We start from the raw sequence: 19,465 nt of genomic DNA, 5'->3' as shown, positions 1-19,465 counted from the left end.
GGACGTTGTTGCCGATGCTGCTTCGTCGTTGGACCCGAGGGCCTTTCGCCGTTGCGAGCCGCCTATTATGCCGGACTTTTCGAGTCCGTCAACACCTTCGTTCGATGACCTCGTCCGGCGGTGGTGGCGTTGCTGTTCGCGTTGCTGGCTTCCGAAGAAGTCGCCGCGCTGCAGCAAGGGAGCGAATTCTAGAGATCCTGCAGAATTCGTCAACACATTTTTTTTCAGGAGCATGACAACGCATCGGCTGCTGCATGCACAACGGGCGTGCAACGATCACGGCGGCGTTGCCCGCGCGTTGCGCGGTCAACGCCGCAGGCGCTATCTATAGTGGGATGCATACAGGAAGGAAGACGATGGACACGACGGTACGACAGGGATGGTGGCGCGATCTTTCGATGCCGGCGATCGTCGCCGGCTTCATCACCGTGCTGGTCGGCTTCGCCAGCTCGGCGGTGATCGTGTTCCAGGCCGCGCAGGCCGTGGGTGCCGACCAGGCCCACATCGCCTCGTGGATGTGGGCGCTGGGGCTGGGCATGGGCGTGACCTGCATCGGCCTGTCACTGCGCTACCGGGTGCCGGTGGTCACCGCATGGTCGACGCCTGGTGCGGCGATGCTGGTCGTCGGTGCGGGTGGCGCCTCTCTGTCCGAGGCCACCGGTGCGTTCCTGCTTGCGGCAGTGCTGGGCATGCTCGCCGGCTTCTCGGGAGTGTTCGCCCGGCTGATGAAACGCGTGCCCATGGCCCTGGCCGCCGGCATGCTGGCCGGTGTACTGCTGCGCTTCGGGCTGGACGTGTTCGTGGCGATGAACACCCAGCGCGTGCTGGCATTGGCCATGTTCGCTACGTGGCTGCTGGGCCGCCGTCTGTTCCCCCGCTATGCGGTGATCGCCACCCTGCTGGTCGGCATCGCCATCGCTGCCAGCCAGGGTCTGCTGCATGCACAGCAGGTGCACCTGCAACTGGCGGCACCGCAATGGGTCACTCCCTCGCTGTCGTGGACGGCGATGGTCGGCATCGCCCTGCCCCTGTTCGTGGTCACCATGGCGTCGCAGAACATTCCCGGTGTGGCGGTGATGCGCGCCTCCGGCTACGACGCGCCGGTGTCACCGGTGATCGGCTGGATCGGCGTGGTCAACACGCTGCTGGCGCCCTTCGGTGCCTACGCATTGAACCTGGCCGCCATCACCGCGGCGATCTGCATGGGCCGTGATGCCCACGAAGACCCGGCACGGCGCTACACGGCGGCGATGGCGGCCGGCGCCTTCTATATCGTCATCGGCCTGTTCGGGGCCACCGTAGCGGCCCTGTTCGCTGCCTTTCCCAAGGAACTGGTGGCCTGTGTGGCCGGCATCGCCCTATTCGGCACCATCGGCAACAGCCTGGCCAGCGCATTGGCAGTGGAGCGCGACCGCGAGGCCGCGCTGGTCACTTTCCTGGTGACCGCCTCGGGCATGACGCTGGCCGGTGTCGGTTCTGCGTTCTGGGGCCTGGTCGCCGGAACGATCTGCCTGTGGGTGCTGCGGCCGCGTTCGCCGGCTCAGTGATAGGTCTGCAGGAGGCCCTGGGTGATGTAACGCAGCGCGTAGATCAGGCCCAGGCAGACCACCACGGCCGAGGCGCGGGTGCCACCACGGCGAAGCAGCTCGGCGCGGATGCGGTTCGGCTGGCCGGCGTGGGTCGCCTGCACCCTCGCCAGCAGACGGCTGCAATGGCGCAGGTACAGGGCGTTGGCGAAGATGGCCAGGGCGATACGCGGGAGCAGCATGCCAAAGGCGATCTGCGGTATGCCCGCGTCGGCCAGCAGCATCAGGATCGGCAGCAGCGTGGTGACCAGGTAGAAGCCGATGGCGGCCAGGTACATCCGGCGATGCACCATCCACAGGGTGCCGAACAGGAAGGCGGGCCAGTTCCAGCGGCGCGGAGGCTTCGGCAGTGCACTGTCCACATGCCAGAAACGTCGGTAGGCGGCGGCATTGGGCCCGACCACCAGCGTCAGGTAGTCGGCATCTTCCAGTGCAGTGCCTACATCGGCGTCAGCGCCGGGCGCCAGATAGGGGTTCTCGCTACCGGGCGAAGTCTGCGGATCGAGGGCGCTCATGCTGGCCTTCCATGCCAAAGGGAGAGCCTGCTATAGCGGCGCGCTGGACAGGATCTGAAGCAGAACATGACGCCCGCCCGGTGCCACGGTGACCACATCGGGACCGGCGTTGGCCGCTTCCAGGCAGACATAGTCGCGCCAGCCGTCACCGACATCGGCCATCCTGGCGGCACCTTCGGCGCCAGGGTTCCATGCCACCAGCGAGCGGCTGCCTTCGGTACGGAGGTCGATGCGGCGCTTGAGCACCGGGTCGCGCAGCACATAGTGCCCACCGGCCTGGGTGTAGATGCGGTCGCTGCGGCCCGGGTCACGCGGATCGCGCAGCGACCAGGGGCCCTGCTGGCGGCGCGGCTGGGCGTAGTTCTCGAACTTGTCGAGGTAGTCCAGGCCATCGACGCCATCGACATCGACCTTGCTGGCGTCACCGACACGGAAGTAGTTGTGCAGCGCCTGGGTGATGGTGGCCGGAGCCTTGCCGGTGTTCTCGGTGACCAGCTGCTGGCGCAGTTCACGGCCGACACGGACGGTCATGGTCAGGCGCAGGCCGAGGTTGTCCAACGCCGGCGGGGCCAGGGTCAGCTCGATGCTGCCATCGTCGAGCCGGCGCGCCTGCTGCAGTTTCCAGGGCAAGGTGCGCACGAAACCGTGGGCGGGCACGTCGTCGCCCTGCCCCTGGCGGCCGAAGTAGGGCCAGCACACCGGGCTGCCGCCACGGATCGGCGTGGGCAGCGCAGCACGCTTGGGCGAGAGCCACATCACATCGGGCTGGCCCTTGGGCACGAACGAGAGGAGTTGGCCGCCGAACACGCTGATCGCGGCGGTGGCCTGGGGAGTTTCCACCAGCCAGGCGTCGAGTCCCTGGAACTGGCCGCTGCTGACACCCTTTATCTGTTGCACGCTGGATCGACTCCGGATGGCCGGCGATTGCGCGGCACTGTAGTTGGTGGGAAGGCTGAAGCGGGTGGGCTTGGCCGGAACCTTCGCCTGCGGTTCGCTCTGCAGCGCGCGCAGGATGCGCTGGCCGGCGCGACCATCGGCGTCGGCCCACCCGAGCCGGCGCTGCTCGACCTGGATGGCACGACGACTGGCGGTACCGATCATGCCATCGGCGGCACCGATGTCATGGCCGCGCGCCAGCAACAGGGTCTGCAGCTGGCGGCGCTCGTCGCGGCCAAGGCCAGGATCATCGGTAGGCCAAGCGGTGACCAGTCCATTGCCCCCGCGCAGGCGGTCGGCCAGGGTGGCGATGGCCAACGCATAGCTCTCGGCCGCGTTGTAACTGTAGATCGCGTCGTAATTGCGGAACACCAGCAGCGCCGGGCCTTTTGTCCCGGCCGGCAGCAACAGCGCGGCGCGGGCGTCAGCGGGCAGGCCAGCCGGCGCCAGCGCGCTGCCGTCCAGACCGGTCACGCCCAGTGCGCGCCAGTCGGCCAGTGACCGGCGCTGGGTGCGTCCCGCCTGGCTGGCGTTGAATCCGGCCGGGACACGGACTTCCATGCCCCACGGTTCGCCGGTTCGCCAGCCGGCACGCTTCAGATAGTTGGCGGTGGAAGCCAATGCATCGGGAATGCTGCCGACCAGATCGCGGCGGCCATCGCCATCACCATCGACGGCAATGCGTGCGTAGGTGCTGGGCATGAACTGGGTGTGGCCGAAGGCACCGGCCCAGGAACCGGTCAGGCCCTGCGCCTGCAGGTCGCCCTGGTCGATGAGCTTGACCAGCGCCAGCAGTTCGCCGCGGAAGAAGGGCTGCCGGCGGCCGGCACAGGACAGCGTGGCCAGCGACTGCAGCAGCGGGCGTTTGCCGAACACGCGACCGTAGTCGCTCTCCACACCCCATACGGCGACGATGGTGACTGGATCGACGCCGTACTGCGCCGATACGCGCTGAAGCAGGTCACGGTGCTGCTGCAGCATGGCGCGACCGTCGTCCACGCGCTGGCGATCGACCAGTGCGGCCAGGTAGTCCCAGATCGGCGTGGTGAACTCCGGCTGCGCATCGAGCAGCGGCAGCACGGTAGGGTCGGGCTGCAGTACGGCGGTGATCGCATTGAAGCGGTCAGCGGCAATGCCCTGGCTGGCAGCCGTCGCCTGCAGGCCCGCCATGCAGCGGGCGAACGCGGGATCAGCGGTTGCCGCTGCTGCCGGCGGCGCGGCCGCTGGCATGGCAAGCGCGGCGGCCAGGCCGAGCGTGGTCAGAGTGGGCATGGCGTCCTCCGTGTTGCCGGTGCTGCAGCCATGGTAACGCGGAGGGGCGGCAAGGTTGGTCGAGATTGCCGGCCAGCGGCCAGTACTACCTGTGCCTAGGGTGAGGGGCGCAGGAGGCGCAGGCCATAGGCGGGATCGTCCGCGTTCCAGGATGCCGCCACCTCCAGCCCTGCCTGCTGCAGCAGGTGGCCGAAGCTGGCGTCGGTGTACTTGTGGCTGTACTCCACGCGGATCGGTTCGCCAGCGCTGAAGTGGAAGGTACGGCCGTCGAGATGCACGTCCTGCTCGCGCTGGCTGACCAGATCGGTTTCGATGCGCAGGCGTGCGGTGCTGTAGCGGGCCCGGTGACGGAAACCGTCGAGATCGAAATCGCTGCCGACCTCGCGGTTGAGACGCGCCAGCAGGTTCAGGGTGAAGGCGGCGGTGACACCGTCGGCGTCGTTGTAGGCGGCCTCGATCAGTGCAGGGTCCTTGTGCAGATCGATGCCGACCAGGACCAGGCCGTGCTTGCCCATGGTCTGGCGCATTGCGCGCAGCAGCGCGATCGCATCCTCATCGGCGAAGTTGCCCAGCGTGGAGCCCGGGAAGAACAGCAGCCGGCGCGCGGCAGGCCGCTCTGGCGCGGGGACCTGCACAGGGCGGGTGAAGTCGGCACACACCGGCAGCATTTCCACGTCCGGCAGCGCCGGGGCCAGATGGTCGATGCTGGACAGCAACGCCGCGCGCGAGATCTCGATGGGTGTGTAGGCCACCGGGTCCTGCAGGGCAGCCAGCAGGCGCGCGGTCTTGCGGCCGCTGCCGCTGCCCAGTTCGACCACATGCACGCGCGGACCCACCGCCTGCGCGATCTCCGGCAACACCCGGTCCAGCAGGGCCAGTTCGGTGCGTGTGGGGTAGTACTCGCGGGTGTGGGTGATCTGCTCGAACAAGCGCGAGCCGCGCGCGTCGTAGAAGTACTTGGAAGGCAGCTGGCGAGAGGCGTGCGACAACCCCGCCACGGCGTCGGCAAGGATCTGCTGGCGGCCGGGGGTAAGGTCGGTCAGCGCCTGCAGCGCATCCTGGACGGTACTCATGAAAGATCCCTTGCCAGGCGCAGGCCTGAGAACTGCCAACGCGCCGGTGGCATGAAGAAGTTGCGGTAGCTGGCCCGTACATGGCCGCGCGGCGTGGCGCAGCTGCCACCGCGCAGGACCCACTGGCCACACATGAATTTGCCGTTGTATTCGCCGAGGTTGCCGGCGAAGGGACGGAAGCCGGGATAGGCGCCATAGGCGCTGCTGGTCCATTCCCACACGTCGCCGAACAACTGGCGCAGCCCGTCGCCCTGCCCTGCCATCGGGTGCAGATGGTCGTCGTCGGCGAAGTGGCCTTCGACAGGCTGCGAGGCGGCGGCCGCTTCCCATTCGAATTCGGTGGGCAGGCGGGCGCCGGCCCAGCGGGCGCAGGCATCGGCTTCGTAGTAGCTGAGATGACAGACCGGCGCATGCGGATCGAGCTCGCGCCAGCCACCCAGGGTGAACTCGCGCAGCAGGTCGTCATCCCAGTACAGCGGATGCTGCCACTGCTCGGCCTCGCGCAGCGCCCAGCCTTCGCTCAGCCACCAGCGCGGATCGCGGTAGCCGCCGGCGTCGATGAAGGCGCGGTACTCGGCGTTGCTGAGCGGGCGTTCGGCGATGGCATGCGCAGGAAGCAGCACGCGATGCACGGGCGATTCATTGTCATAGGCGAAGGCTGCGTGCTGCGGCCAGGCGGACGCACCGATGCTGACGATGCGCTCGCCCTGTTCGACCCAACCCTGCGTGCCGAGGGCGCTGACGGCGATGGGCAGGTCTTCGCGGTACGGCGGCTGCAGCGGATTGCACCAGAAGGCGTGCTTGATGTCGGTGAGCAGCAGTTCCTGGTGTTGCTGTTCGTGCTGCAACCCCAGCTGCAGGTGCTGCAGGGCGTCGCTGCCGAGATCGCCATCGCGCAGTCCTGCCAGCACCTGCTCATCCACATGCTGGCGGTAGGCGTGGACCTGCTGCAGCGAGGGCCGCGACAGCAACCCGCGCTGAGGCCGTGCGTGGGCGGGGCCGAGACTCTTGTAGTAACTGTTGAACAGATAGTCCCAGGCCGGATCCCAAGGTGTGTAGCCGGGCTGGCTGGCCAGCACGAAGCGTTCGAAGAACCAGGTGGTGTGGGCCAGGTGCCACTTGGCCGGGCTGGCATCGGCCATGCTCTGCAGCAGGGCGTCTTCCGGGCTGAGGGGTGCGGCCAGCTGCACGCTGCGCCCCCGCACATGGGTGAAGTGGCGGGCGAGGTCACGCTGCGGGGCAGCGACGGCGGCGGGTACGCTGTCCATGCGACCAGCTTCGACCGCGGCTGGTGAGCGCGATGTCATGGCCCGGTGCCGCGGTGTTCACATCAGGCTGCGCGCATTCAAGAAGGGCACCGTTGCGCCGCTAACGGCAGTGCTGCGGCCGCGTCGTGACCGCGCTGGAATTCCGTGTGTCCCATCATCCGCTTCGACAGCCTGTGCACTATCTGTTCGTGCTGCCCGCCGTGCTGGTCGCGCTGGTGCTGTGGGCGAGCCTGGAAAGCGATGATGTCGGCCGCGCCGGGCAGCGCATCCTGCCGTGGTTGCTGGCCTGCCTGGGTGCAGGGCTGGCGCTGCTGTACAACCAGGTGCGCACGCTGTGCCTGTTGCTGCTGGTGGCGCTGGCCTTCGCGGTGCTGCACCAGGACCTCGGGCACTACCTGCGCGAGGGCCGGGTGACGGCGTTGACGCCACTGCGCTTCCACGCGATCTCGACCTGGCTGCCGTTGCTGTTCGCCGTCCATGCGTTGTGGCCCGAACGTGGCCGCCGCCGCCAGGACCTGCTGCTGAGGGCCACGACCAGTGGTGTTGCGGTGGCGATCTTCATCCTGCTTGCCGTACAGCAGCCACGGGGCATGCACGACCTGCTGTCGAACCGGCACTTCCCCTGGATACCGAGCGACTGGAACGCGCTGGCGCAGCTGCCTGCCGTGCTGTTCCTGCTGGCCACCGCTGCGCTGGCATGGCAGGCGTGGCGCCAGCCGCGGCCGCTGCATACGGCGATGCTGCTGGCCCTGCTGTGCCTTTGGTGGATGCTGCCGCGGATCTTCCTGCAGCCGGCACTGCTGCCGGCGCTGAGCGTAGCGGCGCTGCTGCTGATGCTGGGCGCGACCCTGCAGGAGTCCTTCCACATGGCCTTCGGCGACGAGCTGACCGGCCTGCCCGGTCGCCGTGCGTTCAACGAGACCCTCAAGCGCGCCACCGGCACTTACAGCATCGCGATGATCGACGTGGATCATTTCAAGAAATTCAACGACACCCACGGCCACGACACCGGCGATGACGTGCTGAAACTGGTGGCCTCACGGTTGTCGCGGGTGGGCGACGGCGGCCGTGCGTTCCGTTATGGCGGCGAGGAATTCGCCGTGGTTTTCCTCGACCGCCCGGCATCGGCGTGCGTGGACGCGGTGGAGGCGCTGCGACAGGGCATCGAGCAGAGCCGCATGCAACTGCGCGACCGCAGCACGCGCACCCGCGACGATACGCTCGGCCAGCAGCAGCGCGGGCGCGGCGGTGGCGGTGCGGTGGTGCAGGTAACCGTCAGCATCGGCCTGGCCGACAGCCGGGTCGATCGGCGCCCTGCCGGGGTGGTCAAAGCGGCCGACCAGGCGCTGTATGCGGCCAAGGAGGAAGGCCGCAACCGCGTGTGCGCGCATGGCGGCCAGCGCGTGCTGGCCGTGCGCGGCAGCCAGGCTCAGACGGCGTCGAGGTAGTACCAGCGACCCTCGACCCGCAGGAAGCGGCTGTGCTCGGTCATTTTCACCGCGCTGCCGCCACCGACGCGGTAACGGGCGGTGAAGCGGACCTCGGCACTGTCGCTGCCGGTCACCTGGTGGTCCTGCACGGTCAGGCCCAGCCATTGGGTGCGCTGGCCGGGGGCATCATCGAGCGACAGTTCTGCCGGACGGGTGTCCGGGTGCCAGGTGGCACGCAGGTAGTCCGGCAGGTGGCGCACATAGGCGCTGTAACGCGAGCGCATCAGGCGCTCGGCATCCGGCGCGGCGTCGCCGGCATGGAAGCGACCGCAGCAGGCAGCGTAGTCGGCGGCCAGGCCACAGGGACAGGGATCGGGGGCGGTTCGGCTCATTCGGGTATTGTCGCGTGGGCGGCGGCAATGTGACAGGCGTATGCTGTCGCGCCCCCACTTCGATCGATCGCCGTGCTGGAACTGATTCCTCCTGAGTTGTGGTGGCTGGTGGTGATCGCCTTCATTGCCGGCCTGGTCGATGCGGCCGTGGGCGGCGGCGGACTGGTGCAGCTGCCCGGCCTGTTCACGGTACTGCCGCAGCAGACCCCGGCGATGCTGTTTGGCACCAACAAGTTCAGCTCGATGTTCGGCACCGGCGCAGCGGCATGGCGCTATGCGCGCAACGTGCGCTTCCCGTGGAAGCCGGTGCTGTTCGCCGCCGGTACGGCCTTCGTGTTCTCCTTCCTTGGCGCTACGGCGGTCAGCCTGTTGCCCAAGGACGCAGTGCGGCCACTGGTGCTGGTGCTGCTGGTGGCGATGTTGGCCTACACGCTGTGGAAGAAGGACTTCGGCGCGCTGCACCGGCCGCAGGACATCGGCCGCCGCGAGCTGGTGATCGCGCTGGCGATCGGTGCGGCGATCGGCTTCTACGATGGCTTCTTCGGGCCCGGCACCGGCAGCTTCCTGATCTTCCTGTTCGTGCGCTTCTTCGGGCTGGACTTCCTGCGCGCGTCGGCCGCGTCGAAGGTGGTGAACCTGGCGACGAACGTGGCGGCGATCTCGTTCTTCGTACCGACCGGCAACATCCTGTGGCTGTTCGCGCTGCCGATGGCGGCGGCCAACATCATCGGTTCGGTGGTGGGCACGCGGTTGGCGCTGAAGGGCGGCACGCCGTTCATCCGCAAACTGTTCGTGGGCCTGGTGGTGGTGCTGATCGCGCGGATGGCGTGGGATACGTTCCGCAGTGCGTAAACGCGGTTGCCGGCCAGCGGCCGGCACCACCACTATCGGGATTCATGACCCGGTAGGTGCCAACCTTGGTTGGCACAGCGTTTCCAGAGCGGTCAGGCTTCGGCTTCTTCCGGTTCGTCGGCCTGCTGGCGGCTGCGCTCCGGCAGCTTCAGGCGCTTGCCTTCTTCGTCGTACTCGATGAGCAGCACGCCCGAATCGTGGCGGCCACTGATCTCGACGAAGCAGGCGCCACCGATGAACGGTTCCAGCGTCATCACCGATTTCAGCGGGGTGGCCACCACCATCTGGAAACCGAAGTTGTCGAAGATGTTCATCGCCAGCGCGGTGAACTCGTTGTCGGCCTTGTCGAAGGCTTCGTCGAGCACGACTGCGGCGTAGCTGGGCAGCTGGCTGTCGGCGCCGCCGAGCTGGTAGCGCAGCGCCGCCGCCAGGCAGGTGGTGGCCAGCTTCTGCCGCTGGCCACCGGATTTGCCGGCGCCGCTGCGGTAGATCTCGACCTGCTGGCGCGTTTCCACATCCAGCTCCACGCCGATGAACTCCACGTGCAGGCGTACGTCCAGCACCACTTCGCGCCAGCGCTTGTCTTCGCCTTCCTGCGAACCGAGGCGGTTGACCAGCTGGCGCAGGACGGTGAACTGCGTTTCGGCCAGGTCGCGCTGCTCGGTCTGCTGCTGCGACAACACCTCGCGCAGCTGCTGGTGGAACTCCTGCACTTCCGGCAGGCGCCGGTCGTTCAGTTCGATGGTCAGCAGGGTGCCACGGTTGAAGGGCACCTGCTCCAGGCTGGCGTTGACTTCGTCCAGGCGCTGGCCGATCGACTTGCGGGCCTCGGCGCTGTGACGCTGCAGCGCGAGCAGGTTGTTCTTGCTCTGGTTCTGCAGCAGGTCGAAGAAGCGTTCTTCGTGCTGCGGCAGGCCATCGCGTTCAAGGCGTTCGAGGCGAGCGAGGAAATCCTCGGCCGAGGCCACCGACACGGTGAAGTCGCCCGATTCTTCCGGCCACTGCTGGATGAAGCGACGGAAGCAGCCAAGCAGCAGGTTCTCGATGCGGTTGACGTCCTGCTGCGAAGACGAGAGCTGTTCGTTCAGCGCGTTGCTGACCTGGCGCATGTGCGCTTCCAGCGTTTCCAGGCTGAGCGGGCCCTGCTCCTGCAGGCGCTCGGCCAAGCCGGCTTCCTGGTCTTCGGCCAGCGCTGGCAGGACCAGTGCACGGCTCTGCTGGCGGGCACGGTCCAGGCGGTCGCGTTCGCGCACCAGCTGGCCGCGCTCGACGCGGGTGTCTTCGTAAGTGCGGCGGGCCTGCTCGATATCGGCGCGGGTGGCGTCGATCTGCTGGGCGATCCTGGCCAGGTCGGCATTGCCTTCGCGCAGGGCGTGCAGGCTGGCCTCGATGTCGGCCAGGCGCTGCTGCGGCGCGGCGACGTCGATTTCGTTCCAGCTGATGCCGACCAGCTGGTGGCAGGCCAGGCGACGTTCGTTGTCGCGGTCACGCTGGCTGCGCAGGCGCGCGATGTCGGTATCGCAGCTGGCGATACGGGCGGCCAGCTCCTGGGCTTCCTTCTCGAAGACGGCCAGCTTGTCGCGGTTGCTGAAGCCCAGCAGCCAGCGGCGGCGATCATTGACCGCACTGCGGTCGTCCTTCTCGAAGCGATCGCCCGGATGCTTGACCTGGCCTTCGCGGGTGATGCCGCGGTCGACGTTGCGCAGCTGCTTGGCGTCCACGCACTCGTAGTCGAAGCGCTTGCCCAGCTCGCGCCGCAGCCAGCTTTCGAACACGTGATCACGCAGTTCCAGCTTGTGCAGCAGCGACTTGGCGGACGGTTCGCGGGCGAACGCATCATCATTGCGACGCACGCGGTAGTAGGTGAAACGCATGCCCAGATGGGTGCGGTTCACCCATTCGGCGACGTCGTTGTAATGCTTGTCATCGACCAGCAGCGATTGCGCGAAACCACCGAGCACGCGCTCGATCGCGCCCTGCCAGCTCTGCTCTTCCGAGCGGACCTGGATCAGTTCGCCGACGAACGGCAGGGCCGCTTCGGAGATGCCGGTTTCTTCGGCCAGGCGTGCGCGCAGCTTCTGCATCGGCGCAGGAATGCTGGAGGGTGTGCGCTGCATCGCCTCCAGTTCGCCACGCACTTCGGAGAAGCGCCGCTCGTCGTCGCGCTTGCCGCCCAACCGTTCGCTGATGGCGTCGTCCAGGGCGCTCGACGCACGCTGACGGTCTTCCAGTTCGGATTGCGCCTGCTCGACCAGCTCGGCGAAGCCATGTGCATCCTCGGGCAGCGCGGCCTGCAGCTTCTGTGCGGCGTCACGCGCCTGCGCCTGCTTGGCCAGGCGGCGATCACGTTCGGCTTCGGCGCGGCCCTGCTCGCGTTCCAGTTCCTCGATGCGCTCACCACCCTGCTGGCGGCGCTGCAGTTCCAGCTCGGCCAGTCGTTCGGTGTGGTTGTCCAGCGCCGCACGACGCTGCGCTTCTTCGCCCAGCAGGCCACGATCGCGCGTGTCCATCTCGCGCAGGCGTGCTTCGATCAGCAACTGGCGGCGGCTTTCGCGGAAGCTGTCGATGCCGAGCTTGAGCGCTTCGTCGTCGCCGCGACGGCGACTCATCGCCTGCAGATCGCCATAGTGCTCGCGCGCCGGCTGCAGGGTTTCGACCTGACGCCGCGCGGTGACCACGGCCTGGTGCGCGCCATCGAGTTCGGCGAAATCGCTGACCAGTCGTTCGGCAGCGTCGAAGGTCTTCGGCGTGTCGAGCATGAAGTCGCGCAGGAAGACGTTCAGGTCACCCAGGTTCTTCGCCGACTGCGTCTTGTGCAGCAGCCGCAGCGCCATCTCGTTGTCGATGCCGAGCAGGTGGCGGAATCGTTCGGCATAGCCGGAGAACGTGTCGAAGTGATGGACGTCGGCCAACTTCTGCTTGAGCTTGCGCAGGTCCAGATCGAAGCCGCCCAGATCCTTGGCGATGTCGAACGGACGCTCGGCAATCATGTAGTGCTTGCGCACGTCACCGGCGGAGGTGCTGCTGCCGGCGATCCAGAGCAGGCGTACCAGGCTGACCACGCGGCCATCGCCGGCGCGGTACTCCAGCACCAGCGCGGTCCAGGTCGCGCCCTTGCGCAGGTACTGGGTGGCGATTTCACCGGTGCCACTGTCCTGCTGGTCGGCCCACGCGCCGCGCACGTAGGACACCAGGTTGCGGTCGCGGCCGCTGCGTTCGGCTTCACGCGCTGCGGCGTTGAAGTCGACGATGGCCGGTGGCGTCAGCAGGGCGGACATGGCATCGAGCAGGGTCGACTTGCCCGAACCGGAGCGGCCGACGAACAGGAAGCCGCGCTCGGCGATCGGCACTTCGGTCAGGCCGTTGAAGGTGCCCCAGTTGTGCACCTGCAGGCGGCGCATGCGGAACTGCTGCAGGCGCGGGTCCGGCAGGCCTTCGTTGAACAGGGCGGGAGTGTGCTTGGAAATGGCCATGCGGTGCTCGGGTCTCTCAGGCTTCAGCGGCCGGGGTTTCGCGCAGCTGGCGGTAAACCGCCGACAGCTGGGATACGTCTTCGGCGGAGAACAGCAGCTTCAACGCCGGCGAGACTTCGTGGCGATCTTCCTGGCCGCCGAGGCGGGTCAGGATGTGGTTGTCCTTCATCTTCTGCACCGCCGAGGCGACACGGCGGTTGAAGCCGGCGCGGTCGGTGGACAGGTTCTTTTCGTAGATGGCCAGTGCTTCGGCCATTTCGGCATCGGCGACCACGGCGCGGTTGCCACGCGCATCGGCTTCGCCCAGTTGCTGGCGCAGGTACAGCAGCAGCACCGAATCGATGAAGGTCAGCGGCGAGGTGCGCAGCAGTACCGGTGCATCGACATCTTCGGTGTCGGCCTGGCGGGTGAACGCCACGCCACTGTCACGGTCGAGCACCAGTTCCAGGAACAGGTCCGACAGCGCCGAGCGGATACCGGCTTCGCTGCGGATCAGTGCCGGCCACAGCTTGGCGTGACGCAGCTGGTCGATGCTGGGACCGATCAGCAGCTGGCACAGCGCGCGGCGCGCATCCAGCGGCAGGCGGCCGGTATCGCCCATGTAGTAGACGTCGTTGCCGCGCCGGGGCTGGGCCACGGTCGCCACCGGTTCGGCCTGGTACGCGTCTTCGGCCAGGTCGGCATGCGGTGCATCGATGGGGTCTTCATGCCAGCTCATGGCGTCTCTCCTGGGTAAACCAAACCAGCGGGATGCGGGCACGACGGATCTGTCCGTCGCCACCTCGCCATTCGGCAAGCTCCTGTTCGCCGGCGATCACGCTGCCAAAGCGCGTGCCCAGCGAGAGGTAACCGATGACACTGCCCAGCCCCTGCGGCGCTTCGCGCTGCGACAGGGCCTGGGCAATGCTGAGTTTCGGCTGCCTGTCGAGCAGGTCGTGCAGGTCGCGGCGCAGGGTGCGGAAATCGATTTCCGACGACGCCACCAGATCGCCCACGCTTTCCAGGCTGATGCTGGCCGCATCGTTGTATTCGACGTTGCCATCGACCTGCGCGCTGCGCGGGTCGTGCAGCTTCCACTGCGACCACGAACGCAGGCGGCTGGTGGTCAGCTGCAGGTCGCGGCCAATGGCGCGCTGCGCCGGGAAGTCATCGCGCAGTGCCAGTGCTTCGGACTGCGCCTGCTTCAACAGCTGGTTGAGGCGGCGCTGTTCCAGGTAGCCACGGCTCTGCACGAATCCACGCAGGCTGCGCGCGAAGTTCTGCAGCACGTCATGCACCTGGCCACCACGCTCGAGCATGGTGCTGGTGAAGCCGCGCAGGAAGTTGCGCTCGTTGCGATCCAGCCGCCGGGCGAAGCCACGGGCCAGCAGCGTCTCCAGCGCGGCATCGAGCTGGGCGCTCTGTTCGGCGTCGTTGAGCAGGCGCCAGAACGCCTGGAAACTACGCCCCGCGTCGCTCTCGCCGATCACGTCCACGCCTTCGAACAGCTTGGACAGCACGTCGCCGCGCTCGCCTTCGTCATCGATGATGCGTTCGCGGAAATCACGGTTGAGCTGTTCGAAGTCGTCGCGCACGCGTCGGAAGTCTTCGGTCAACTCGTCGGCCAGACCGATGATCTGCCGCGTACGTTCCAGCGCGCGTTTGCCGTCCAGGGCCGTCACACGGCCAGCGCTGACACGGGCGATCTCGGCATCGATGCGATCGCGCTCGTCGCGTAGTGCGGACAGGCGTGCGTCCGGGTCGGCCTCGGTCTGCGCGGCCAGCTGCGACAGCTGCTCGATCACCAGTGCCAGACGGCTCTCGGTGGCGGCCACGCGGGCCTGCTCCATGCTGTCGGCGAAGCGGATCGCCTGCAGCGCCTGGGTCGAGAGCTCGTACTGCTCCTGGTCGGCGCCTTCAGGCAGCCGGCGTTCCAGCCAGCCCTGCGCGAGCCAATGGGCGACGTAGGCCTGCGCGGTCCGCGGCAGCTCGCGCGACAACTCGTCGCCGTTGAGCTGGTCCAGCGCACGCTGCAGGCGCTCGTTGAGGACCGATGCCGGCAACGTGCGATCGCCGTCCATCAGCAGGCCCTGCAGCAGGCCGATGATTTCCGGTGCGTGGTCGGCGGCGAGCAGCTTCCATTGCGGCTGTTCGCGCAGGTGGCGATAACGGGTGATACGTTCGCGGTGCTTCATGCAGCGAGATCGGTCGGAAGGGCGCGGCGGCCAGCGCGCGCGCAAAGGCGCGGCGCAGGCACGGCGAAAGCGGCGGCCACGCGCGGCCGCCACCGGGAGGCGACGGCGCTCAGCGCTTGCCGCCCACTTCGATGAAGCGCAGGAACTCGGCGCGGGTGCGGGCATCCTCGCGGAAGCTGCCCAGCATCTTCGAGGTGACCATGCTGACGCCGCGCTTGTGGATGCCGCGGGTGGTCATGCACTCATGGGCGCCTTCGACAACGACGCCGACACCGACCGGCTGCAGCACGTCCTGGATGCACTGGGCGATCTGCGCGGTCATCTTTTCCTGGACCTGGAAGCGGCGGGCGTAGGCTTCGACCACGCGTGCCAGCTTGCTGATGCCCACCACCTTGCCGGCCGGCAGGTAGCCGACGTGCACGCGGCCGATGATCGGCGCCATGTGGTGCTCGCAGTGGCTTTCGTATTCGATGTCGCGCAGGACGATCAGCTCGTCGTAGCCGGCCACTTCCTCGAAGGTGCGTTCCATGTAGGCGCGCGGGTCGTCGCGGTAGCCGCTGAACCAGTCGCCATAGGCTTCGGCCACGCGGCGCGGGGTATCCAGCAGGCCTTCGCGGGTCGGGTCCTCACCGGCCCAACGCAGCAGGGTGCGCACGGCATCCTCGGCCTGGACCTGGGTCACTTCGCCCTGCGGGGCGGCCTTTTCGTTGTTCTTGCTCATTGCATACAGCGCCCGAACGGGGGGCGAGCATCGTACCCGACCGGGGGGTGGGTCGTCCTCTGGGGACGGTTCATCGGGGGTCGTCGTGGTGCGTCATTGCTATCGGTCTGGAGGGGGTGAGGGGGCTGCGCAGGACACGCCCTGAACCCGTCCATGGGGGCTCGATGGCGCCATCCATGGCGCCAACGGTCCTGCGCAGCCCCCTCACCCCCTCCCCGACAGTTTCCTGCGGGCGCGGCCGGACCGCCCGAAAGCGGGGTCAAAAGCTGGGGGTTCATGGCTTCGGAGAGTGATCTGGTAGCGCCGGGCCATGCCCGGCGAGCGGAGCGGGTGCCACCAGGAGCCGCCGGGCATGGCCCGGCGCTACCGCTCTTGTTCTTGAAGAGCCAACCCTCCGCGCCCGCGGGATGTGGGGTGGGTGGCGGAGGGCCGGGCGGGGTAGGACCGTGAGGCGCATGGATGCGCCGATCGAGCTTACAGGGACGTACTTGCAGCGTGTCCTACCCCGCCCGGCCCTCCGCCACCCCAACCGATAGCCAGCAGGCGCAACGCTTTCCTCAATACACCCAACCCATTCAGCAAAGCCTATTGATAGGAATGAAATTAGTAGTATCCTATCTATTACTTATGGACCGACCCCTCGACGAGCGCACCGTGCTGCAGATGCAGCTCAGCTCCGGCCTGCTGTACGCAGGGCGGCAGTGGCAGCGCCTGGCCGACAGCCGGTTGGGCAGCTACGGCATCTCCACCGCCTGCACCATGCCCCTGCTGATGATCGGCCGCTCCGGCGGTGGCATCCGCCAGGTCGCGCTGGCGCAGCAGCTGGGCATGGAAGGCCCTTCCCTGGTGCGCCTGCTGGACAAGCTCTGCGCCAGTGGGCTGGTCCGCCGCGAATGCGATGCCAGCGACCGCCGCGCCAACCTGCTGTGGCTGACCGAGGAAGGCCAGGCGTTGGTGCGCGAACTGGAAGACCAGTTGATCGGCCTGCGCCAGGACGTGTTCGGCGAGCTTTCCATGGATGAACTGCATGCCGTGCTGAAGGCATGGCGCCTGCTGGCCGAGGCTGCCGACCGCATCACGTAAGCCCGTTGTCGGTGAATACCGCCGCTGCCGTGCATGCGCCAGCGGCTTTTGCCCGTTGCCGTTGTCCTGTTCCACCTCCCCTTCCCCTACCGTCCCCGCCCCTACCGATGCCCGGTGAATTCAGTCTCCACGGAGTGTTCGTCCCGACCCTGCTCGGGTTGATGGTGTTGGCCTACCTGGTCAACAGCGGCCTGCACGCGCTGCTGCAGCGTGCCGGTGCCTATCGCCACGTATGGCACCCGGCGCTGTTCAACCTGGCCTTGTACGGGATCGTGCTGGGCCTGCTGTTCCACCTCCTGCGTTGGATGCAATCGTGAACAAGATCGTGAAGAAGACTCTGCCGGTGCTGCTTACCTGCGCAGCCGTGATCGTCGCCCTGCTGGTGCTGCGCCAGCTGTGGGTCTACTACATGGATGAGCCGTGGACCCGCGACGCCCACGTCGGCGCCGACGTGGTGCAGGTCGCGCCGGATGTGTCCGGCCTGGTCGAAACGGTGCAGGTAGCCGACAACCAGGCAGTGAAAAAGGGCGACCTGCTGTTCGTGATCGATCGCGCGCGCTACCGCATCGCGCTGGAGCAGAGCCGCGCCAGCCTGGCCGAACGCCAGGCATCGGTCGCGCAGCTGCGCCGTGAGATAGGACGCGACCGCAGCCTGCAGGATCTGGTGGCCGCCGAGGACGCCGAAGTGCGCCGGGCCAAGCTGCAGGCCGCACAGGCCGCATTGGCCACCGCACAGGCCGCGGTCGACCTGGCCGAACTCAACCTGGCCCGCACCGAAGTGCGTGCACCGGCCAATGGCCGGGTCAACGACCGCACCATGCGCGTGGGCGACTACGTGGTGGCCGGCAAGCCGGTGCTGGCACTGCTGGATACCGGTTCGTTCCGCATCGATGGCTACTTCGAGGAAACCCGCCTGCGCGGCGTGGCCCCGGGGCAGCGCGTGGACATCCGCCTGATGGGCGAGGACACCCCTCTGCACGGCCATGTCGAAAGCATCGCCGCCGGCATCGAGGATCGCTACCGCAGCAATGGCAGCACCCTGCTGCCGAACGTGACCCCGGCCTTCGACTGGGTGCGGCTGGCGCAGCGCATCCCGGTGCGCATCGCCATCGACGAGGTGCCTGCCGGCGTGGAGCTGATCGCCGGGCGCACCGCCACGGTGACCGTGGATACCGGCCGCCACGTGCAGAACAAGAAGGCCGGCGCTGCGCCGACACAGGCGGGCCTGTGAACGCCGCCCTGCCCCGCCTTGGCCTGATCGTCGCGCTGGCCAGCCTGGCTGCGTGCAGAACCGTCGGCCCGGATTACGCATTGCCCGAGGGCTCGGCGTTCAAGCGGCCGCAGGCGAATGCCGCGTTCATCGATACCCACAACCCCGAAGTGGCTGCCAACCAGGCACTGCCGGCACGCTGGTGGTCGCTGTACAACGACCCGGTGCTGGATGGGCTGATCACCCAGGCGCTGCGCGACAACGTCGAACTGAAGGCTGCCGACGCGCATCTGCGCCGCGCTGCTGCGGTGTACGAGCAGGCGATGGACGCCGGTGGCTTCGAGTACGAGGCCGAAGCCGGCGTCAGCCGCGCACAGTTGTCGGCCGAGTCGTTCCTGCAGGAGCACGAGCTGCCGGTGATCAACCTGGCCGACGGCAAGTTCGCGGTGAGCTACCAGTTCGACCTGTTCGGCAAGCTCAAGCGCGGTGCCGAAGCAGCCCGCGCCGACGAACAGTCGGTGGCCGCTGCACGTGACCTGGCCCAGGTGAGCGTGGTGGCCGAGGTGGCCGACAGCTACCTGGAGATCTGCCACGCCAACCATGAGCTGCATGTCGCCGAGCATTCCCTGCAGCTGCAGCAGCGCAGCCGTTCGGTCACCCAGCGGTTGATCAGCGCAGGCCGCGGCACGCCGCCGGAACTGGCGCGCGCCAATGCCCAGGTCGCGCTGCTGGAAGCCGCATTGCCCCCGCTGCAGGCGCAGCGTTCGGCCGCCGCCTATTCGCTGGCGGCACTGCTTGGGCAGACCCCGGGCCAGCTGCCGGCCGGGGTGATCGACTGCGCGCACGCACCCACCCTTGCCCAGCCGCTGCCGGTCGGTGATGGCCGCGCGCTGCTGCAGCGCCGTCCCGACATCCGCCAGGCCGAACGCAAGCTGGCCTCGGCCACCGCACGGATTGGTGTCGCCACTGCCGAGCTGTACCCGGACATCCGCCTGGGCGCCTCGGTCGGCGCCGCCGGCCTGCTGGAAGACTTCGGCCAGCCGATGACCCAGCAGTGGTCGTTCGGCCCGCTGATCTCGTGGACGCTGCCGTCCTCGGGCACGCATGCACGCATCCACGCCGCCGAGGCTGGCGCCGATGCGGCGCTGGCCGAGTTCGACCATGCCGTGCTGCAGGCACTGCGCGAAACACAGACCGCACTGGACCGCTATGCGCAGGATCTGCGCCGCCTGCAGTCGTTGCGCGTGGCGCAGGAGCAGGCTGCGATGGCCGCAGAGCAGAACCGCCGGCTGTACCAGGGTGGCCGCACGCCGTACCTGTCCAGCCTGGATGCCGACCGCAGCCTGGCCAGCAGCGATGCCACCCTGGCCGCGGCCGAAGCCCAGGTCTCGCGCGACCAGATCCATCTGTTCCTGGTACTGGGCGGTGGCTGGCAGGACAGTGCCGCGTCTGCGTCTGCGCCGACGGCGGCGAGGTAAGC

16 protein-coding genes are annotated in these 19,465 nt (G+C 67.9%); 7 read left to right on the top strand and 9 right to left on the bottom strand.

Translation table 11 applies throughout. The features are described from left to right. Positions 1-356: 356 nt before the first annotated feature. Positions 357-1,547, top strand: coding sequence for a benzoate/H(+) symporter BenE family transporter (locus tag BW38_RS01075; protein ID WP_032978551.1), 1,191 nt, complete (start codon positions 357-359; stop codon positions 1,545-1,547). Here BW38_RS01075 and BW38_RS01080 read toward each other — a convergent pair. From BW38_RS01080 to egtB, 4 genes are all read right to left on the bottom strand, one after another. Next, positions 1,541-2,101, bottom strand: coding sequence for a DUF2628 domain-containing protein (locus BW38_RS01080; RefSeq protein ID WP_051585168.1), 561 nt, complete (start codon positions 2,099-2,101; stop codon positions 1,541-1,543). The two genes, BW38_RS01075 and BW38_RS01080, sit on opposite strands and share 7 nt — an antisense overlap. Positions 2,102-2,131: 30 nt before the next feature. Next, entirely contained in the window at positions 2,132-4,267 is a 2,136-nt protein-coding gene (locus BW38_RS01085; RefSeq protein ID WP_032978591.1) for a lytic murein transglycosylase, read from the bottom strand. A gap of 137 nt (positions 4,268-4,404) precedes the next feature. Continuing rightward, positions 4,405-5,382 (bottom strand): L-histidine N(alpha)-methyltransferase, encoded by a 978-nt coding sequence (gene egtD, locus BW38_RS01090; protein WP_032978550.1) that lies wholly within the window; start codon positions 5,380-5,382, stop codon positions 4,405-4,407. Next, a complete protein-coding gene (gene egtB, locus BW38_RS01095; RefSeq protein ID WP_032978548.1) occupies positions 5,379-6,650 on the bottom strand; it encodes an ergothioneine biosynthesis protein EgtB in 1,272 nt (423 codons plus the stop codon). The genes egtD and egtB overlap by 4 nt, the downstream gene beginning before the upstream one ends. Before the next feature lie 146 nt (positions 6,651-6,796). Here egtB and BW38_RS01100 point away from each other — a divergent pair, with 146 nt between their 5' ends. Continuing rightward, positions 6,797-8,098: a GGDEF domain-containing protein gene (locus tag BW38_RS01100; RefSeq protein ID WP_032978589.1), complete on the top strand. Its 1,302-nt coding sequence runs from the start codon at positions 6,797-6,799 to the stop codon at positions 8,096-8,098. Here BW38_RS01100 and BW38_RS01105 read toward each other — a convergent pair. Then, positions 8,080-8,472: a YchJ family metal-binding protein gene (locus tag BW38_RS01105; protein ID WP_032978546.1), complete on the bottom strand. Its 393-nt coding sequence runs from the start codon at positions 8,470-8,472 to the stop codon at positions 8,080-8,082. The two genes, BW38_RS01100 and BW38_RS01105, sit on opposite strands and share 19 nt — an antisense overlap. A gap of 72 nt (positions 8,473-8,544) precedes the next feature. Between BW38_RS01105 and BW38_RS01110 the strand changes: the two genes are divergently transcribed. Next, positions 8,545-9,324: a TSUP family transporter gene (locus BW38_RS01110; RefSeq protein ID WP_025875666.1), complete on the top strand. Its 780-nt coding sequence runs from the start codon at positions 8,545-8,547 to the stop codon at positions 9,322-9,324. Positions 9,325-9,416: 92 nt separating this feature from the next. Here BW38_RS01110 and BW38_RS01115 read toward each other — a convergent pair whose 3' ends face one another. The 4 genes from BW38_RS01115 to folE form a co-directional block, all read right to left on the bottom strand. Then, positions 9,417-12,797 carry an ATP-binding protein gene (locus tag BW38_RS01115; protein ID WP_032978542.1) on the bottom strand — a complete coding sequence of 1,127 codons (3,381 nt, stop codon included), beginning with the start codon at positions 12,795-12,797 and terminating at the stop codon, positions 9,417-9,419. Positions 12,798-12,813: 16 nt separating this feature from the next. Beyond that, on the bottom strand, positions 12,814-13,515 hold the full coding sequence (locus tag BW38_RS01120) for a DUF4194 domain-containing protein (protein ID WP_025875661.1): 702 nt from the start codon (positions 13,513-13,515) through the stop codon (positions 12,814-12,816). Further along, positions 13,502-14,971 carry a DUF3375 domain-containing protein gene (locus tag BW38_RS01125; RefSeq protein WP_025875659.1) on the bottom strand — a complete coding sequence of 490 codons (1,470 nt, stop codon included), beginning with the start codon at positions 14,969-14,971 and terminating at the stop codon, positions 13,502-13,504. Before BW38_RS01125 ends, BW38_RS01120 begins: the two co-directional genes overlap by 14 nt. 109 nt (positions 14,972-15,080) lie before the next feature. Next, entirely contained in the window at positions 15,081-15,692 is a 612-nt protein-coding gene (gene folE, locus BW38_RS01130; RefSeq protein ID WP_025875657.1) for a GTP cyclohydrolase I FolE, read from the bottom strand. 627 nt (positions 15,693-16,319) lie between these two features. Between folE and BW38_RS01135 the strand changes: the two genes are divergently transcribed. From BW38_RS01135 to BW38_RS01150, 4 genes are all read left to right on the top strand, one after another. Beyond that, entirely contained in the window at positions 16,320-16,775 is a 456-nt protein-coding gene (locus tag BW38_RS01135; RefSeq protein WP_025875653.1) for a MarR family transcriptional regulator, read from the top strand. A gap of 107 nt (positions 16,776-16,882) precedes the next feature. Beyond that, complete coding sequence (locus tag BW38_RS01140; protein ID WP_025875651.1) at positions 16,883-17,092, top strand: DUF1656 domain-containing protein; 210 nt, start codon at positions 16,883-16,885, stop codon at positions 17,090-17,092. Further along, on the top strand, positions 17,089-18,006 hold the full coding sequence (locus BW38_RS01145) for an HlyD family secretion protein (RefSeq protein ID WP_025875649.1): 918 nt from the start codon (positions 17,089-17,091) through the stop codon (positions 18,004-18,006). The genes BW38_RS01140 and BW38_RS01145 overlap by 4 nt, the downstream gene beginning before the upstream one ends. After that, positions 18,003-19,463, top strand: a complete 1,461-nt coding sequence (locus BW38_RS01150) for an efflux transporter outer membrane subunit (RefSeq protein ID WP_032978539.1) — start codon at positions 18,003-18,005, stop codon at positions 19,461-19,463. The genes BW38_RS01145 and BW38_RS01150 overlap by 4 nt, the downstream gene beginning before the upstream one ends. Positions 19,464-19,465 lie beyond the last annotated feature (2 nt).

Origin of the sequence: Stenotrophomonas sp. RIT309, from assembly GCF_000632045.1 — a bacterium.
GTDB classification, from domain to species: domain Bacteria; phylum Pseudomonadota; class Gammaproteobacteria; order Xanthomonadales; family Xanthomonadaceae; genus Stenotrophomonas; species Stenotrophomonas indicatrix.
The sequence above is the reverse complement of the archived record's forward strand: the minus strand, read 5'-3'. Positions and strand labels throughout refer to the sequence as shown.

What these genes read in the sequence shown, in the direction of transcription:
- BW38_RS01075 (WP_032978551.1), top strand. Translation starts at nt 357, where the DNA reads ATGGACACGACGGTACGACAGGGATGGTGGCGCGATCTTTCGATGCCG.
- BW38_RS01140 (WP_025875651.1), top strand. Translation starts at nt 16,883, where the DNA reads ATGCCCGGTGAATTCAGTCTCCACGGAGTGTTCGTCCCGACCCTGCTC.
- egtB (WP_032978548.1), bottom strand. Translation starts at nt 6,650, where the DNA reads ATGGACAGCGTACCCGCCGCCGTCGCTGCCCCGCAGCGTGACCTCGCC.
- BW38_RS01080 (WP_051585168.1), bottom strand. Translation starts at nt 2,101, where the DNA reads ATGAGCGCCCTCGATCCGCAGACTTCGCCCGGTAGCGAGAACCCCTAT.
- BW38_RS01115 (WP_032978542.1), bottom strand. Translation starts at nt 12,797, where the DNA reads ATGGCCATTTCCAAGCACACTCCCGCCCTGTTCAACGAAGGCCTGCCG.
- folE (WP_025875657.1), bottom strand. Translation starts at nt 15,692, where the DNA reads ATGAGCAAGAACAACGAAAAGGCCGCCCCGCAGGGCGAAGTGACCCAG.
- BW38_RS01120 (WP_025875661.1), bottom strand. Translation starts at nt 13,515, where the DNA reads ATGAGCTGGCATGAAGACCCCATCGATGCACCGCATGCCGACCTGGCC.
- BW38_RS01125 (WP_025875659.1), bottom strand. Translation starts at nt 14,971, where the DNA reads ATGAAGCACCGCGAACGTATCACCCGTTATCGCCACCTGCGCGAACAG.
- BW38_RS01085 (WP_032978591.1), bottom strand. Translation starts at nt 4,267, where the DNA reads ATGCCAGCGGCCGCGCCGCCGGCAGCAGCGGCAACCGCTGATCCCGCG.
- BW38_RS01105 (WP_032978546.1), bottom strand. Translation starts at nt 8,472, where the DNA reads ATGAGCCGAACCGCCCCCGATCCCTGTCCCTGTGGCCTGGCCGCCGAC.
- egtD (WP_032978550.1), bottom strand. Translation starts at nt 5,382, where the DNA reads ATGAGTACCGTCCAGGATGCGCTGCAGGCGCTGACCGACCTTACCCCC.
- BW38_RS01135 (WP_025875653.1), top strand. Translation starts at nt 16,320, where the DNA reads ATGGACCGACCCCTCGACGAGCGCACCGTGCTGCAGATGCAGCTCAGC.